Genomic DNA, 16,485 nt, shown 5'->3' with positions numbered 1-16,485 from the left:
GAATTAATCTATTATCCTAAAAATCAATCGTATATGGTTAGAAAACTACTATCGCTACTAACTTTCCTCCTCACCTCCACGTTTTCCTTTGCACAAGACAATTTCCCCAATGTATGGTATGATGGTGCTGTTGAATTAGCTGATGGCAAAGTAAAAGAAGGGAAAGTAAACTTTGTATCAAGAGGCTTGCAAAGTTTGGTTTACTTAAAAGGTGCTGAATCTACAGAAAGTTTTTCTCCTTATCAGGTTAATGCATTTGTGTTCTATGATATGGAAAATGAAGAGCAAAGACATTTTGAAGCTGTGGAAGTCAATTTTGACTATACAGGCGGTGAGCGAAAGCTTTTTATGGAGTTGCGTTATAAGTCAAACTATTTTGATGTTTTGGCTGTCCGTCAGACTCCAATGACAAGTGCAGAATCAGGAAGTAATGGAGAAGCTTATCGTGAGTTCAGAAATCCTAGCCGTTATTCGCTATTAGTCATCAGGGAAAACCAATTGCATAAACTTCATTCATTCAAATACCCTAATCTGGAAGGTTCAAAACTTTTAGAGGTGTTTTCTGATGAGTTTGTGTACAACAAAAAAGGATTCTATGATTTGATGGGGGCATACAGAAAGGCTGTCAAGAACTTTGTGTCAGATAATGACCTGAAGTTGAAAAATGAAGATGAACTTATAGAGGCTCTTGAGTACTATACAATGCTGACCAGTGAATCTGGCAGGAAGTAAAATAAAAGGAGACAAGCTAATGAATAATGCTTATCTCCTTTTTTTATCTAGTTGCTGATTTCAACATTCTTCCCTTTGCCAATTCGTTCTTTTATCTGATTGATGACGATATCGGCATGCTCTCGTGAGTTTTCAATAAACCAAGTAGTGGTGATCATCCCTCCACAGATTACACCTGCCAAGAAGATATTTGGCATATTGGTTTCGTAAGTTTCCTTACTGTGCTCAGGTTCCATTTTTTCGTCATCAGAAAGATCAATCCCAATATTTTTCAGGAAACCAAAATCCGGTTGATAGCCTGTTAAAGCCAAGACAAAATCATTTGGGATTTCTTCAACCTCACCGTTCTCTTTTCTGAAGATGACACTACCTTCCTTGATTTCTTCTATGTTTGCGCCAAAGTGAGCTGTAATGCTACCTTCCTTGATACGGTTTTCAACATCTGGTTTTACCCAATATTTTACCCTGTGACTGATTTCCTGTTCGCGGATAATCATGGTAACATTTGCCCCTTTTCTAAAGGTTTGTAGTGCCGCATCAACAGATGAGTTGGCAGCACCTACCACTACAACATTGGTAAAGGCATATAAATGTGGATCGTCATAATAGTGTTTGACTTTCGGCAGTTCTTCACCTTTGATATTCATATAATTAGGGAAGTCAAAAAAGCCTGTTGCCACCACGATTGACCTAGCCTGATAAGTACCTTTAGATGTTTGAATGGTATAGCTGACTTCTTGCCCTTCTTCTCGGTTTACAGCTTCAACTTTTTCAAACAGCTGTACATTCAGTTCCCATTTTGTCTGGACCCTGCGGTAGTATTCCAAGGCTTCTTGTCTGGTAGGACGTGGATTATGTGAAACGAATGGGACATCACCAATCTCTAACCTTTCAGAAGTAGAGAAGAACGTCATATTCACAGGGTAATTGTATAGTGAATTGACTAGGCATCCCTTTTCAATAATTACATAACTGAGTCCAGCTTTTTTGGCTTCTATACCTGTAGCCAGTCCGATTGGACCAGCCCCTACAATCAGCACATCAAACATTCTACTATATTTTCGGGTGATGAAATCTTATTTTCTTTCTATAGAAACAATACAAAGTTATATGACTAACACTGATAATAGCAATTGGTTTAAAATACTTAAGTAAAAACATTACTCCTCGTTCTTTTTGAATAGGTCACGTACACGTTGAAGAAAAGGTTGCTGCTTTTTAGGTTTAACAGGATGAGCATGATATCGTCATTTCAGACCACTTTTCATGGCAAGGTTTAGGGATATTGATAGTTAGTTTCATTAGTTCTCTTGCTGTAATTTTAAAATATCTATTTCAGATGAAGAGGATTCAATGTCAATCTTAATCTTATACTTTTTTTTGAGTTCCTCTAAAATGGAAGCATAGATATTTTGTTCTTGTTCGTAATACCAGTCTCGGGTTATCTGATTTTTTATAGTGTTTAATTTTGGTATTTGAGGCGCTTCTTTTGCTGTGATATATACTAAGTGTTCTCCAAATCCTGATGATATTGGTCCTTCCCACTTACCAGTTTCTAAATCATTTATAGATTGGGCGAATTGTAAGCTGACTTTATTTCTAAGCTGATCAATATCCATTTTTTCCAAATAGAATGGGATAACAGATACATCACCTTTGCCTTTCATTTCTTCTATGGTAGCCTTTTCATTCTTTATTAGAAGTTCTTTTGCATTTAGTTTAGCATTATTGCCTTTGCTATAATTGAAAGTGATTTGGTATAAGCTATAGGATGTTTTGGTGGAGTATTTCTCTTTGTTTTTTTCGAAAAACTGTTGTAAATCTTTTTCTAAAGGCGCTTTTATTTTTGCTAGATCACTGGTAATAAATTGCATTTTTTGAGCTAGACGGCGTTTGATTACTTCGTCATTGTGCTCAAGTTTCATTTTTAGAGCTTCTCTGTAAAGAACTTCCTGATTGATAGCATCGTCAATTAAGTTGGATAGTTCTTCGGTATTTGGCTTCCTATTCCATTTTACTTCCCATTTAGATACCATTTGTTGGATGTCGCTATTATCAATTAAAATAGTATCCACTTCGGGTTTTGAATTTGTGAAGTGATAAATAACAAAGATAACAGCACCGAGTAGGAAGAAGTGAAGTAGGGGAGATGTCAGAAACTTTTGCATGATGAGGGCCGGTTAAGAAAAAGAAAGTGCGGTTGTGTGGGCATTTCTAAGTTAACCAATAATGAAGATACATGCTTTCAAAATGTGGACATAAAAAAGCCTTTAAGAAGTTTCGTTCCTAAAGGCTTGAATAATACTATCTAGGTATTGGAGAGTCATGAGGATCAACATGAGGATAGTCAAGCTCTTTTTCGAGTTCCTTTTCTAGTTCAGGTGTAATCAAGTGTTCCATTGCTTCAGCTTCCTCATGCACGTGGTCGGCAGGGAGGTTAAGGTATTTTGTTAGGTATAGCTCCCAGAGCCTGTGAAGTCTGGTTACTCTTTTTCCTTTTTCAATACCTTCTGCAGTCAGTGAAACTTGGTTGCCATTCCTTTGAATTGCTCCTTTCGATTCGAGCCTTTTCAGTGCAGTCTTAAATTTGAAAAGGTTAAACTTCCTTTTCGATTTCAATTGAGCTATGGAATATTGCTTATCAAATGCATCCTCCTTTTCTCCAAACATATAGAGGATTTTCAGAATGTTTTCCTCAACCATTCTACTTGTCATCCTCCTATTCTCGATGCTTTTAAACCAGACACCTTTTTTGGCTCCAAATAGAACTGAGATGATGGTCATGAATGTCAGAAGGACAACAATCCAAGGACCTGTAGGCATTTTGGGAATGGTGTATGAAATGTAGGCGCCACCTATGCCAGACAGAACAGCAAAGAATGCTGCCAGTACCAGCATTACTTTTAGGTTGTGTGTCCAGTAGCGAGCTGCTGCTGCAGGTGTAATGAGCAATGCCGACATGAGTACAACACCTACTGCCTGAATACCAATGGCAATGGCAAATACTGTCAATAAAGCCATCAAAGATTCCAGTTGCTTGACAGGTAAGCCGATGACTTGTGCATGTTCTCTGTCAAAAATGATCAGTGAAAATGACTTGAAAAATAATAAGACAATGGCCAATAAGACTAATGAAAAGACGCCATATGCGATAACATCTTCCTGCATCATGGCAGCGGCTTTTCCAAAAAGAAACTTGTCAAGACCGGATTGGGCAGCATTACCAGAAGCCTGAATAGAGGTCATCAGCAAGATACCGATACCATAAAAAACAGACATTACAAGGGCAAGTGCAGCGTCAGGCTTTATCTTGGATTTGTCAGTAATGAAATCAATTAACCAAAGTGAGAAAAGTCCAACAGACACTGCCCCAAACATCAACACCACAGGATGCTTGGTTTGGGCAAGCATAAACGCCAAACATATACCGGGAAGGATGGCATGGGAAACAGCATCACCCACCAACGAACGTTTCCGGAGAAATGCAAAGCAGCCTACAACAGCCGCACTTCCACAGATCAGCATCATGGCTAAAACTACCCATCTGACATTGGGGTCCTGTAATAGAAAAAAGTCTCCCATTATTCTCTCAATTAATTAGTCTATCTCTTTTACTTTTCCCTGAATGGGTGGTTTTGCTCTTTTATAAGCTCACCCAGTTGCGTGAGTACATTTAGTTTACCGCCAAAAGCATCGTTCAGGATTTCTTCTTTATATACCATTTCTGTAGGACCTGATGCAACCAGTCGGGTGTTCATCAGCAATAACCAATCAAAATAGGCAGGGGCTGTTTGAAGATCGTGATGGACTACTACAACAGTTTTACCCTCTTCCTTCATCTCTTTTAATAGATCGATGATGGCATTTTCTGTAGCAGCATCTACACCTGCAAAAGGTTCATCCAACAAGTACAGATCAGCCTGCTGCGCTAAGGCACGTGCTATGAAAACACGTTGTTGCTGTCCACCTGAAAGCTGTGAGATTTGTCTGTGGACAAACTTTTCGAGCCTAACCTTCTTGATGCATTCCAAAGCAATTTCTTTATCCTGCTTAGAGGTTCGCTTGAAAATATTTTTCCGGTTAAGCCTACCCATCAACACGGTATCAAGTACTGATGCAGGGAAATCCCAGTCTACAGACCCTCTTTGGGGAACATATGCTACACGGTTTCTGACACTGTCTAATGGTTTGCCAAAAAGCTGCACTTCTCCACTTGCCAATGGTACCAATCCCATCATCGCCTTCATAGAAGTACTTTTTCCTGAACCATTGGGTCCCATGATACCGATCAACTGACCTTGAGGAAGGGTGTAGTCAAGGTTCCAAGCAGCGGGCTTGCCATCATAGGTTACTGTCAGGTTATGTAGTTCTATTGCGGGATGTTGAACGTTATGTATCGTCATAATTGAAAATCTTTTCCGATCTAATTACTCGAGATTTCTGAGCAAGGACTTATTTGAGCGCACTTACGATGGTGTTTACATTGGATTTGACCATGCCAATGTAAGTACCAGCTTCAGAGCCTAAAGCACCCATGGCATCTGAGTAAAGTGTACCACCGATACTGATATTGTGTTGCTTTTCATGGCATCCTGAAACAACCGCTTCCAACGACTTATGAGGAACTGATGTTTCGACAAAAACAGCCTTGATCTTGTGGCTTACAATAAAGTTGACCAAACCAGAAATATCCTTAAGACCAAATTCGGCAACAGTTGAAATGCCTTGCAAGCCTTTTACTTCAATGTCATATGCAGAGCCAAAGTAGCCAAATGCGTCATGTGCAGTAATCAAAACCCTGCTTTGGGAAGGGATAGATTGGATTTGAGTCCGTGTCCAGTTATTTAGCTCGTGAAGTTGCTGCAAGTATTTCTCAGCATTGGTTTTATAGACAGTTGCATTGTCGGGGTCTTGAGCTGCAATTTTTTCAGCAGCATAGGATACCGCTTGAGACCAAAGTTCTACATCAAACCAAATATGTGGGTCATGTACCGTTGAACCGTCTTCAGGTGTTCTTAGCTTTTTTTCATCCAGACCATCTGAAAGTGGAAATACTGCCTTTTTACGGGCAAATTTCTCTAGCACATCTGTCATACTGCCTTCAAGGTGTAAGCCATTGTAAAATACGATGTCCGCACCTCTCAGTTTCTGTAGGTCAGAAGGTGTTGCCTTGTATAGGTGAGGGTCAACTCCAGGGCCCATTAATCCTTCTACATCAGCGAGTTCTCCTGTAATATTTTTAACAGCATCTTCTATCATTCCTGTAGTTGTAATGATGGTCAGCTTTTCTCCTTTCTGCTTTTCCGTTGTACCGCAAGCAGCCATTAGCAGGGTTAGCAGTCCTACTATAAGCCAATTAGTTACTCTCATATATAAATAGCTGTGTGAATTAGTTTTGAAACTTGGTAAAGTTTGCAATTTCAATTCGACTAATCAATTTTTTCTTGAATATCTATAAATATTTTTAGATATGTCTAAAAGTTAGGGATTGTTATCTATTTCTCTGTGTTAATTCTACGGTGTCTCCTTATTTATATCCATACTTCTCCTTTTTCAGCCTAAAACCTTTTATATGATAATTTGACTATAAGCGATAACTTTTTGCTTAGCCAAAAAGTTTATTTAAGCGTAAAGGTAAAATAAATTTAGGTAAGTCTAAAAATATATTTAGGTTTGTGTATTGATAGATTGTTTCATAGCGAATTCTAATATGATTACTAAGCCAAAAAATAAATTATACTGGTGGTTCTTGCTGTTGTTTTTGAGCCTGACCAACATGGTGACAGCCCAGGACTTGATATTGTATGGTAAAGTGCAAGCGGAAGGAACGCCACTGCCTGGTGCAACTGTACAGCTTGCTGGTACTCAACAAGGCGTGATAACCAATGCTGAAGGAGTATTTGAAATAAAAGGAGTCACGGTAGGTAAGCAGGTTTTGAAAGTGAGTTACATAGGTTACCGAACTGTCCTGAAAGAAGTATTTGTTGGAGGTGAGAAGCGTAGTGAAGTTAATATTCACTTGCAGGAAGACCTATTTAGTATGGATGAAGTTGTGGTAACGGGTACTCGGACGGATAGGCTGCGTTCACAGTCACCAGTTGCTGTCGATATTTTGACCAGTAAGATTTTTGAGGCAACACAGGCAGCTTGCTTGGCTGATGGGTTGAACTATCAGTCTGGATTAAGGGTAGAGACTGATTGCCAAACCTGTAACTATACACAGGTTCGGATGAATGGTATGGGAGGAGCCTATACACAGCTGCTGATAAATAGCCGACCGATCTTCAGTTCTCTGATGGGATTGTATGGACTGGAACAAATCCCTGCCAATATGATAGACAGAGTGGAAGTGGTAAGAGGAGGTGGCTCTGCGATGTATGGTTCAAGTGCTATTGCGGGTACAATCAATATTCTGACAAAAGACCCTGAGAAAAATGCTTATGGCTTATCTGTAAACCATGCAGTAATTGGAGGGGATTCGCATGATAATGTGGTCAATTTCAATGGTTCATTGATTAACAATACAGGAAACAGAGGGATGACGGTGTTTTTATCACACAGAAAGCGTCAGGAGTTTGACCAAAACAATGATGGGTTTTCAGAGTTGCCTAGAATCAAGAACTTCTCTTTTGGAACCAATGCTTTTTTGAAACCAACGACGAGGACTCGGTATGCGATCTCTTTAAATGCTATACAGGAACAAAGGGATGGGGGAGACCAATTAGACTTGGAGCCTCATAAAAGGTTACAGTCTGAAAGTCGAGACACTAACATTCTTTCAGGTAATGTAGAGATGGATACCAAACTCTCAGATATTAGCAATTTATCGGTTTATACAGGATTGCAGCATACCCGAAGAAGTCATTATACTGGTACCTATGAGTTTCCTGAAGGATATGGCAATACCAAGAATACAACATGGCAGTCAGGTGCACAGTACAATATTACCATCAATAATTTTATAGGAGGAAAGAACACACTAAGTAGTGGTTTAGAGTATCAATTTGATGATATTTTTGATCAGATTGAAGCCTATAATTACCTGATTGACCAAGTGACCAAACAATGGGCTGTGTTTACCCAGTCAGATTGGGAAATCAATGAAAAGTTGACTTGGTTGGCAGGCGTTAGACTCAACAAGCATAACTATGTGGATGGAATTGTAGCTACTCCAAGGACAAGTCTATTGTATAAGCCTGTTGAAAATCTCAAACTTCGAGGAGGATTTGCGACAGGTTTTAGGGCTCCACAAGCATTTGATGCAGATATGCATATCGCTTTTTCAGGAGGAGGAATCAACAGAATTCAGATTTCACCAGATTTGAAACCTGAGCACTCAAACAGTTACACTTTCTCAACTGATTTTGATAAGCCTACCGAACATTATATTTATGGCTTTACAGTATCAGGCTTTTATACGACGCTAAGAGATGCTTTTGTATTGGAAGAGTTGGAACGTACAGTAGATGGTCAGTCCCAAATAATTCTGGAAAAGAAAAATGGCGGAAACTCTACGGTCAAAGGACTTACATTGGAAGGACGAGCCAACTATGATCAATTGGTAGAAGTCAATTTGGGTTTCACGCTTCAGGAAAGCTTGTATGATAGGGAAATTGTTTGGTCAGAAAATGCAGAAAGTTCAAGAAGGTATCTTCGAACACCAAACCAGTATGGTTTTTACACCCTTAACTTGATGCCTTCAAAAGCTTGGAGCTTTTATATCAGTGGTGTTTATACGGGTCCGATGCTAGTGCCACATTATGGTGGTTCGCCAGGAGTAGACGAGGATAGGCTTGTAAGAACAGATGAGTTTTGGGAAACAAACCTGAAGGTGACTTATTCACTTGAACTTGAGAAAATTTCGCAAATAATTGAGTTTTCTGGAGGAGTTCAGAACATCTTCAATGCATATCAAAATGATTTTGATATTGGACCTGATCGTGACTCCAATTATGTATATGGACCAGCAAAACCTAGAACCTTTTATCTGGGAGTGAAACTGAAGAGTTTTTAAATATCATATGACCTTATTGAAACCCTCGAGCTTAATTTGTTCGAGGGTTTTATTATTTTTCGGAGAAATTATTTTTACAAATAATGAATTCACTGAAATCTGTGGTGTAGCAGAATTTTAAGTATACTTGATTTAGGCGCTCTTTAATTTAACCAACAACTTACTTGAAGTGTCATAGATCAAAAGGATATTGATATGATAAAAAAACTGATTCTAGTAGCAGCCTGTATGGGTGCAGCTTTCCAATATACAATTGCGCAACAATTAGTTTGTCCAGCGGAAGATAAAGCAGCGTTTACTGAAAAAATGGAGGTATTGGCTCGGCTGGAAGTCAATCGAGATGATGCAGGTGAAATTTCTGCTCAAGTAGGAAAAACATTTTTAGGAATGCCATATGTAGCCAAAACTTTAGAGGTAGGTGAAGAGGAATCTTTGGTGGTTAATCTGCATGGGTTAGATTGTACTACATACTTGGAGAATGTCTTAGCCTTTACGTTGATGGTCAAAGAAGGTACAGATAACTTTGATCGTTATGCGCATTACCTAGAAGAAATAAGGTACCGTGATGGCAAATTGGATGGTTACCCTTCAAGGCTTCATTACTTTTCTGAGTGGTTGGCAGATAATGAAGAAAAAGGATTCATTAAGAATGTAACCAAGGAAATAGGAGGTGAGCCATTTGAAAAGAAAATAGATTTTATGAGTACCCACCGTAGCAGTTATCCGTTTTTGGCTACCAATGACGATAACTTTAAGGCGATTCAGGATATAGAGGAATCACTGAATGGGCGTACTTTGTATTTTATACCAAAAGAAAAGCTTTCAGAACTAGAGTCTGGAATTGAAAATGGAGACCTGATTGCCATTACAACATCCATCAAAGGATTGGATATTACCCACGTTGGCATCGCTGTAAAGAGGGGGGATCGCATTCACCTGATGCATGCATCTACTGTAGGACAAGTTGTGGTTTCAGATATGCCTTTAGCTGATTACCTTCAGAAGTATAAACGTCATACAGGGGTAATGGTCGGAAGAATTCAATAGTGGATTTATTCTAGTAACCACCTGATCGCTTCATATTCTGAGGCAAAAAATCGAACAGCAGGAATTTCGCCATTATTCTGGGAGTGGTGAGGAGTGTCATGGTCCAGGTGAATCATTAATTCTGTGCTGATCAGGAAGGCAATGCGAGCAATTCCTAAAGAGCGGTAGCGGGGAATAATATCGTTTTCATGCCAGTCTTGCATATCTGAGGGCATGACATAAAAGTTGTTTGTGCCGTTAGCCAGTATTTTGCGAATCTTTTTTTCCTCAAGAATATCGGTCAGAATATTGATGATATTTTTAAAGTGAAAATCAGAAAGACTACTTGTGGTTTCTTTCCAATCAATTCTTAAAAATGAGCTGGTGCCATACGGACGCCGAATAGTCACATATTTGTCTTGGTAAAAGATCATAGCTGTGATAGTAAGTGGTAAGTGTAAGGTAAATGTTGTGTGTCAGTAATTTTTCTCTTGAATATAAATAAAATATGCAAAAGGAAATTCAAATGACTTTTAAGGCGCCTTACTATACCAAAGGTAAGGTGTCAGAAAAGACACGTCATATTTGGGTAGTATTTCATGGTTACGGTCAGTTGAGCCGTTTTTTTATGCGACGCTTTGATTTTCTGGACGAAGAAACTCATCTAGTTATCGCACCTCAGGGGTTATCAAGGTTTTATTTAGACAAAGAGTATAAAAAGGTAGGAGCTACTTGGATGACCCGTGAAGAGCGTCAAACTGATATTGACAATCAGTTTTCATATTTGGATGCTGTTTTGGAAGCTGAAGCGGCAAATGTAGATTGGGATAATGTACAATTACATTTGTTCGGTTTTTCACAAGGTGTTGCTACTATGACAAGATGGGCTGTATCCAGACAGTTACCGTTTAAGTCTTTAACATTTTGGGCTGGAAAAATGCCAGATGAATTTGTCAAAGAACAGTTTTTGTTTGTCAATCCTGAGGCATCCGTCTATATGGTGTTGGGAGATCAGGATCACCTAGGAAGTTTTATTGACCTTGATGCTCAAGTTGAAATGGTAACTCAGTTACTGAAAAAGCCTGATGTAATTAGGTTTGAAGGAGGCCATGAGGTTAAGCGGGAAGTGTTGAAAGCCATTGTATTGAATGAACTAGAATAAAAATACAGCATATTAAAATCTTATATCTCTATTATTAATTACTGGAATGAAACGTAAACTACTACTATCTTTTACACTCTTACTGACACTTTTCGTAGGTTCATCTTGTGATGAAAACGGAGAAGTACACCTTTTTTCTATTGAGAAGGATATCGATTTGGGGAAGCAGGTAGCTGAAGAAATCGCCAATAACCCAAGTGAGTATCCTATACTGAAGGAAGGCGAATATCCTGAAGCTTATTCTTACCTCAGAGGTATCTTGGCTGAGGTACTTGAATCTGATGATATCAAGTACAAGGACAAATTTGCTTATGAACAAATTAAGATCATTAATAAGGATGATGTTTTGAATGCCTTCTGTACTCCTGGGGGGTATATTTACGTCTATACAGGTTTGATCAAGTACCTGGATTCTGAAGATCATTTGGCAGGAGTAATAGGCCATGAAATTGCCCATGCAGAAAAACGTCACTCTATTGACCAGTTGGAAAGAAGTATGGGTATTCAGGTATTGCTGGATATCGTGCTAGGACAGGATAGAGGTCAGATTGCTGACGTGTTGGCAGGGGTGGTATCTTTGAAGTTTAGCCGTAATCAGGAAGCAGAAGCTGACGAGTTTTCGGTAAAGTACCTTTCTCCATCAGTTTATCAGTGTAATGGTGCTGCAGGTTTCTTTCAGAAGTTGTTGAATGAAGGACAGTCGTCAGGAACACCTGAGTTCTTGAGCACACACCCATCTCCCGATAGCCGTGTTGAAGATATCAATAGCTTGGCTACAGAGATTGGATGTAACAAGTCACCTTCAGAAATAGACTACCAAACATTCAAAAGTATGCTGCCACAGCAGTAATAAAGAATTTTTCAATTCTTATATAGATGGAAGCAGCCTTTCAATGGGGCTGCTTTTTTTGTTTGTCAGGTGCTAAAATGCTCAAGCCATTATACTTAGGGGTAAGCTTATTTGGCCTATTTGAATTGGTTAGGGAAATTCTGTCTGATTCTATTGAAATATTTTGTGACACTTTTCCTTAAATTGTTAATTTTGCAGGCTGTATTTGTACGTTATCCATTTTTTGAATAAAAAATAAACAGGAAGAAAAAGGTCGATACAAAAGCCATATTTATCGGCTACATTTGGTCGCCTTTATTCCAAATTATATTAATATAAAAACCAAAATGGCAAGAATCTTAACAGGCATTCAGAGTTCAGGAAGACAGCATTTGGGCAACTTGTTGGGAGCAATTTTCCCAGCAATTGAACTGGCAAACAAGGAGAGCAATGAGTCTTTCCTGTTTATTGCTGACCTTCATTCCATGACAACCATCAAAGATGGTGAAGTTCGTAAACAAAATGTTTATGCGACTGCCGCTGCATGGCTGGCGTGTGGTTTGGATACGGATAAGGTTGTTTTCTACAGACAATCAAGAATTCCGGAAGTGGCGGAGCTGAGCTGGTACTTGAACTGTCTGACTCCATTCCCGATGCTTGCCAACGCACATTCATTCAAGGACAAGTCTGATAAACTTTCTGATGTAAATGCAGGTCTGTTCACTTATCCAGTACTGATGGCTGGTGACATCATCTTGTATGATGCAGATATAGTTCCGGTTGGTAAAGACCAGAAGCAACACCTTGAAATGACGCGTGACATTACTAATGCCTTCAACAGAACATATGGGGAAACGTTTGTGATGCCTGAGGCGGAGATTAATGAGCAGCTGATGACCATTCCTGGTACGGATGGACAGAAGATGAGTAAATCTTACGGAAACGTAATTGATATCTTCTTGCCTAAAAAGCAACTGAAGAAACAGGTTATGAGTATCGTTACAGACAGTACGCCTCTGGAAGAACCAAAGAATCCGGATACTTGTAACGTTTTCCAACTGTATAAGCTGATTGCAACAGCGGAACAAACTGAGGAGTTGCGACAGAAATACTTGGCTGGAAACTTCGGTTACGGTCATGCAAAAACAGCATTACTGGACCTGATCTTGGAAAAGTTTGCGAAAGAAAGAGAGTCATTTGACCATTATATGGATAACCCTAATGAGGTAGAAGAACTGCTTCAGAAAGGGGAGGCAAAAGCAAGAGAGATTGCGCAAGCCAAAATGGTTGAAGTAAGACAGAAATTGGGTTATGCATAAATGATGTAACCAAGATCAGAGGTTAAAAAGAATAAGAAGTGAAGTCTTGATTCTTTGATCTCAAGTCTTGGATGCGATTATTGTTGTAATCTTTAAAAATTTCTATTTTTAATAAAATTATTCGTCTAGCAGAAAGTAGGTATAAATCCTTTGCGATTGCTGAACGAAATACTTGATCTGATTAAATTTAAAAGCTGAATATATTTATGAAATTCACAGCATCTACCTCCACGATCCTGAAGCAGATTTCTGCGTTGAGCGGGGTAATTCCATCCAATCCGACTATTCCGATTCTGGAAAACTTCCTTTTCGAAATCACGAATGGCGTGTTGAAAATCACGGCTTCAGACCTTCAGACTTCTATCATCTCAGAAGTTAGCGTAGAAGCTGATACTGACGGCAGTATTGCAATTCCTGCAAAAATGTTGGCAGATACATTGAAGAACTTGCCTGAGCAGCCTGTAACTTTCAACATTGATTTGGATACTTACAGTATCTCGATCAACTCTGACAATGGTCGTTACAAACTGGCAGGTGAAAATGCCGCTGACTTCCCTTCAATCCCTCAATTGGGTAGAGCAGACTCACTGGTAATCCCTAGTGATGTGTTGACTGATGCAATCGGTTATACACTTTTTGCAACATCCAATGATGAGATGAAGCCAGCGATGAACGGTGTATTCTTCAATGTAACAGAGGAGCATGCAAACTTTGTGGCATCTGATAGCCACAGGTTGATCCGTTACCGTCGTGAAGATCTTCAGGCAAACTTGGATGCAGCCATCATCATCCACAAGAAAGCTTTGTCTCTGATGAAGAACATCCTTCCATCAGAAAGAGAGGATGTGACAATGGAGTTCAATGATCAGAATGCGATCTTCTCATTTGGAAGTACAAAACTGATTTGCCGTCTGATCGATGAGCGTTTCCCAGACTATGAGAACGTAATTCCTTTGAACAACGATAACTTGGTTACATTGGACAGACAAGGCTTGTTAGGCTGTCTGAAGCGTATTGTGATTTACGCTAACAAATCAACTAACCAGGTTCGTTTTAAAGTGCAAGGCAATGAGCTGACAGTTTCAGCTGAGGACATTGATTTCTCAAATGAAGCAAATGAGCGTCTTTTCTGTGAGCATGACGGTGAAGATATCGAGATTGGTTTTAACGCCAAGTTCCTGATTGAAATGCTGAACAATATCCACGCTGATAAGGTAACACTGAAACTATCAGAGCCGGGAATGGCTGGTCTGATCGTTCCTGCTGAGAACCTAACTGACGAGGATGTTCTGATGCTGGTTATGCCAATTATGCTGCACAACTTCTCTTAAGAATCAGTAAGCTGTGACGTCCTGAAATAGCGCTACAGATTTACAATGATACAACTTTATATGGATCCCACTAGCTCAAGTGCTGGTGGGTTTTCTTTTTTATAGGTCTTAATCTTTATCTCTCTTTGCAGGTGCATGTATTCTGGCGTTTTCATCCTGCATGATAAATGGGGTCTTTCCGTGTTGTAGATGTCTATACTCTGCTTGATTATTTTCTTCATAAGTTGGATATCATTGATTTGGATTCCTCTTATAAACTCCTGCTTAAGGATGCCATTTACGCGTTCAGCTACTGCATTTTGATAAGGATCATACTTCTCAGTCATGCTACAGGTTACCTGTGCGTCGTCCAGCATTTCTTGATAATCATCACAACAATATTGTAACCCTCTATCGGAGTGATGGATCAAGGTTTCTGCAGGGTATTCCCGTTGCTGGAGTCCCCTTTTCAATGCCCGGATAGCCCCTTGGGCATTTAAGCTGTTGGATACATCATAGCCAACAACCTTTTTGGCATAAGCATCCGTGACCAAAGCCAGGTACATCGGGTTTTGCCTTGTGCCTATGTAGGTGATATCAGCCACCCAAAGCTGCTCTGGGCGCTTTACCTCCAAGTGTTGCGTCAGGTTCTTATGCTTACGGAAACGGTGATGTGAGTTGGTGGTCACGTGATATCTTCTGCGAGGCTTTATCAGCATATGGTTAGCCCTGAGGATATCGAAAAGCCGATCTCTTCCTACATCAAGAGTCCTTAACTCCTGTTCCAAGATGGTGTACAGTTTGCGCACACCCAAGCGAGGCTGTCGCATGCGTACCTGCGTCACTAGCTCCAATACCTTCACCGTTAGGGCTTCCCGCTTCTTTTGCTCCTGCTTACATCTGTAATAAAACTGCCTGTTTACCCCGAGTAACTCACAACATTCAACCTTACTCCAACCGTGTTCAATGTTGCTGCCCTCGATTACTCGGGGGATATATTTTTTCGCACCGGGATGTTATATTCTTTCTCTGCCATCTCCAGCATCATATCAAAGAGAATGATCTTCTTGTCAGCTCGTTCTACCTGCTTCTCTAGGGTTTGCTTCTGACGTTCCAGCAGCTTGACTTTTTGCTCCAGCTCCAATATTCTTTGCTCAGGGGTTTTCGACATTTTTAAGGGGGGGGTGTTGGACCAGTCCAAGTTACCAAATTTTCGCAACCAGTCACGAACAGTAGATTTGGCTTGAATACCATATTTGTCACAAGCGCCCTGTACTGAGAGCTTGGCTTCTTCCAATTCAGCGACCACTTGAAGCTTGAAGGACATTGTATAATCCTTCTGAGTTCGCTTTATATAAACCTCATTTACTTGCTTCTCTTCCATGACGTTACAGTTTTGGTGTAACGCTATGCTAGGACGGGACAAGAATTCAAATAGAAGCCCCACTAAAGCGATAGCTTTGGTGGGGTTTTGTTTTATATTACCTTTTCAATATAAAATCTATCAAACTAAAATTAATTTATGGCTACTTATACTATCCCATTTATAGGTGATGTTAACCTTGATGAACTCCAAGATCGTTATGATGCTTCAACTGAGATTAATGGAACAAAAGTGAGATTGGATATAAACTTTGATTCATTAAGCGTAGATACAGATTCAGTACAGACAATTGTGGCGTTTATCAATAATTTAGAAATCTATCATAATCAAAATATCCAGTACTATCAGAAAGATTATTATGAGGACGGAGAAGCTGAAGCTTATATTGAAGAGTATTATGAGGATTATTTAGTAGATGAACTCGAAATGTATGTTGATATAACACTTCCTGTGTTGTCTCAGAAGCAACAGTTACTTGATTTATTGGAACTAGTAAGAGTTGGTATATACCCTGATGGTAAAAATTATGGCGTCTTTGACTATTCTATAAAATTAGATGGAGAATATTGCAATCAGCTGCTTGTCGTTATTACTGATGCTAAAGGAGAGCTGGTAGAGGTAACTTGGGAAAGCTGAGGCGATATAGATATAATTGAAACCCTTTGTTACATTAGATAAAGGGTTTCTTATGAAAGAAGATATTGTGTTT

Annotated in this window: 16 protein-coding genes; 8 read left to right on the top strand and 8 right to left on the bottom strand. The window is 39.5% G+C overall.

Annotated elements, in window-relative coordinates:
* Positions 1 to 33: 33 nt before the first annotated feature.
* The gene (locus tag V6R21_RS17350) at positions 34 to 732 is read left to right on the top strand and encodes a hypothetical protein (protein ID WP_334244898.1); all 699 of its coding nucleotides are present in this window, start codon (positions 34 to 36) and stop codon (positions 730 to 732) included.
* Between the two features lie 47 nt (positions 733 to 779).
* Here the strand turns inward: V6R21_RS17350 and V6R21_RS17345 are convergent, their stop codons facing one another.
* From V6R21_RS17345 to V6R21_RS17325, 5 genes are all read right to left on the bottom strand, one after another.
* Positions 780 to 1,781 (bottom strand): YpdA family putative bacillithiol disulfide reductase, encoded by a 1,002-nt coding sequence (locus V6R21_RS17345; RefSeq protein WP_334244897.1) that lies wholly within the window; start codon positions 1,779 to 1,781, stop codon positions 780 to 782.
* A gap of 252 nt (positions 1,782 to 2,033) precedes the next feature.
* A complete protein-coding gene (locus tag V6R21_RS17340; RefSeq protein WP_334244896.1) occupies positions 2,034 to 2,900 on the bottom strand; it encodes a peptidylprolyl isomerase in 867 nt (288 codons plus the stop codon).
* A gap of 136 nt (positions 2,901 to 3,036) precedes the next feature.
* Positions 3,037 to 4,314 (bottom strand): metal ABC transporter permease, encoded by a 1,278-nt coding sequence (locus tag V6R21_RS17335; RefSeq protein ID WP_334244895.1) that lies wholly within the window; start codon positions 4,312 to 4,314, stop codon positions 3,037 to 3,039.
* A 29-nt stretch (positions 4,315 to 4,343) separates the two neighbouring features.
* Positions 4,344 to 5,135 carry a metal ABC transporter ATP-binding protein gene (locus V6R21_RS17330; protein ID WP_334244894.1) on the bottom strand — a complete coding sequence of 264 codons (792 nt, stop codon included), beginning with the start codon at positions 5,133 to 5,135 and terminating at the stop codon, positions 4,344 to 4,346.
* A 49-nt stretch (positions 5,136 to 5,184) separates the two neighbouring features.
* On the bottom strand, positions 5,185 to 6,102 hold the full coding sequence (locus tag V6R21_RS17325; RefSeq protein WP_334244893.1) for a metal ABC transporter solute-binding protein, Zn/Mn family: 918 nt from the start codon (positions 6,100 to 6,102) through the stop codon (positions 5,185 to 5,187).
* A gap of 340 nt (positions 6,103 to 6,442) precedes the next feature.
* Here V6R21_RS17325 and V6R21_RS17320 point away from each other — a divergent pair, with 340 nt between their 5' ends.
* Complete coding sequence (locus V6R21_RS17320) at positions 6,443 to 8,746, top strand: TonB-dependent receptor (RefSeq protein ID WP_334244892.1); 2,304 nt, start codon at positions 6,443 to 6,445, stop codon at positions 8,744 to 8,746.
* 195 nt (positions 8,747 to 8,941) lie between these two features.
* Entirely contained in the window at positions 8,942 to 9,793 is an 852-nt protein-coding gene (locus V6R21_RS17315; protein ID WP_334244891.1) for an N-acetylmuramoyl-L-alanine amidase-like domain-containing protein, read from the top strand.
* 5 nt (positions 9,794 to 9,798) lie between these two features.
* Here V6R21_RS17315 and V6R21_RS17310 read toward each other — a convergent pair whose 3' ends face one another.
* Positions 9,799 to 10,206 (bottom strand): hypothetical protein, encoded by a 408-nt coding sequence (locus tag V6R21_RS17310; RefSeq protein ID WP_334244890.1) that lies wholly within the window; start codon positions 10,204 to 10,206, stop codon positions 9,799 to 9,801.
* Positions 10,207 to 10,280: 74 nt separating this feature from the next.
* Between V6R21_RS17310 and V6R21_RS17305 the strand changes: the two genes are divergently transcribed.
* The 4 genes from V6R21_RS17305 to dnaN all read left to right on the top strand — a co-directional run bounded on the left by V6R21_RS17305 (position 10,281) and on the right by dnaN (position 14,413).
* Positions 10,281 to 10,934: an alpha/beta hydrolase gene (locus V6R21_RS17305; RefSeq protein ID WP_334244889.1), complete on the top strand. Its 654-nt coding sequence runs from the start codon at positions 10,281 to 10,283 to the stop codon at positions 10,932 to 10,934.
* A gap of 46 nt (positions 10,935 to 10,980) precedes the next feature.
* A complete protein-coding gene (locus V6R21_RS17300; protein ID WP_334244888.1) occupies positions 10,981 to 11,784 on the top strand; it encodes a M48 family metalloprotease in 804 nt (267 codons plus the stop codon).
* Positions 11,785 to 12,110: 326 nt separating this feature from the next.
* Complete coding sequence (gene trpS / locus V6R21_RS17295) at positions 12,111 to 13,082, top strand: tryptophan--tRNA ligase (RefSeq protein WP_334244887.1); 972 nt, start codon at positions 12,111 to 12,113, stop codon at positions 13,080 to 13,082.
* A 206-nt stretch (positions 13,083 to 13,288) separates the two neighbouring features.
* Positions 13,289 to 14,413, top strand: coding sequence for a DNA polymerase III subunit beta (gene dnaN / locus V6R21_RS17290; RefSeq protein WP_334244886.1), 1,125 nt, complete (start codon positions 13,289 to 13,291; stop codon positions 14,411 to 14,413).
* Positions 14,414 to 14,469: 56 nt separating this feature from the next.
* Here the strand turns inward: dnaN and V6R21_RS17285 are convergent, their stop codons facing one another.
* Together V6R21_RS17285 and V6R21_RS17280 are read right to left on the bottom strand one after the other, a co-directional pair.
* Positions 14,470 to 15,360: an IS3 family transposase gene (locus V6R21_RS17285; RefSeq protein WP_334244935.1), complete on the bottom strand. Its 891-nt coding sequence runs from the start codon at positions 15,358 to 15,360 to the stop codon at positions 14,470 to 14,472.
* Between the two features lie 14 nt (positions 15,361 to 15,374).
* Positions 15,375 to 15,776: a transposase gene (locus tag V6R21_RS17280; RefSeq protein ID WP_334244885.1), complete on the bottom strand. Its 402-nt coding sequence runs from the start codon at positions 15,774 to 15,776 to the stop codon at positions 15,375 to 15,377.
* Positions 15,777 to 15,914: 138 nt separating this feature from the next.
* Between V6R21_RS17280 and V6R21_RS17275 the strand changes: the two genes are divergently transcribed.
* Entirely contained in the window at positions 15,915 to 16,412 is a 498-nt protein-coding gene (locus tag V6R21_RS17275) for a DUF2004 domain-containing protein (RefSeq protein ID WP_334244884.1), read from the top strand.
* Positions 16,413 to 16,485: the final 73 nt, after the last annotated feature.

Source organism: Limibacter armeniacum, assembly GCF_036880985.1.
GTDB classification, from domain to species: Bacteria; Bacteroidota; Bacteroidia; order Cytophagales; family Flammeovirgaceae; genus Limibacter; species Limibacter armeniacum.
Note: the sequence above shows the minus strand (reverse complement) of the source record. Positions and strands in the feature narration are given on the sequence as shown.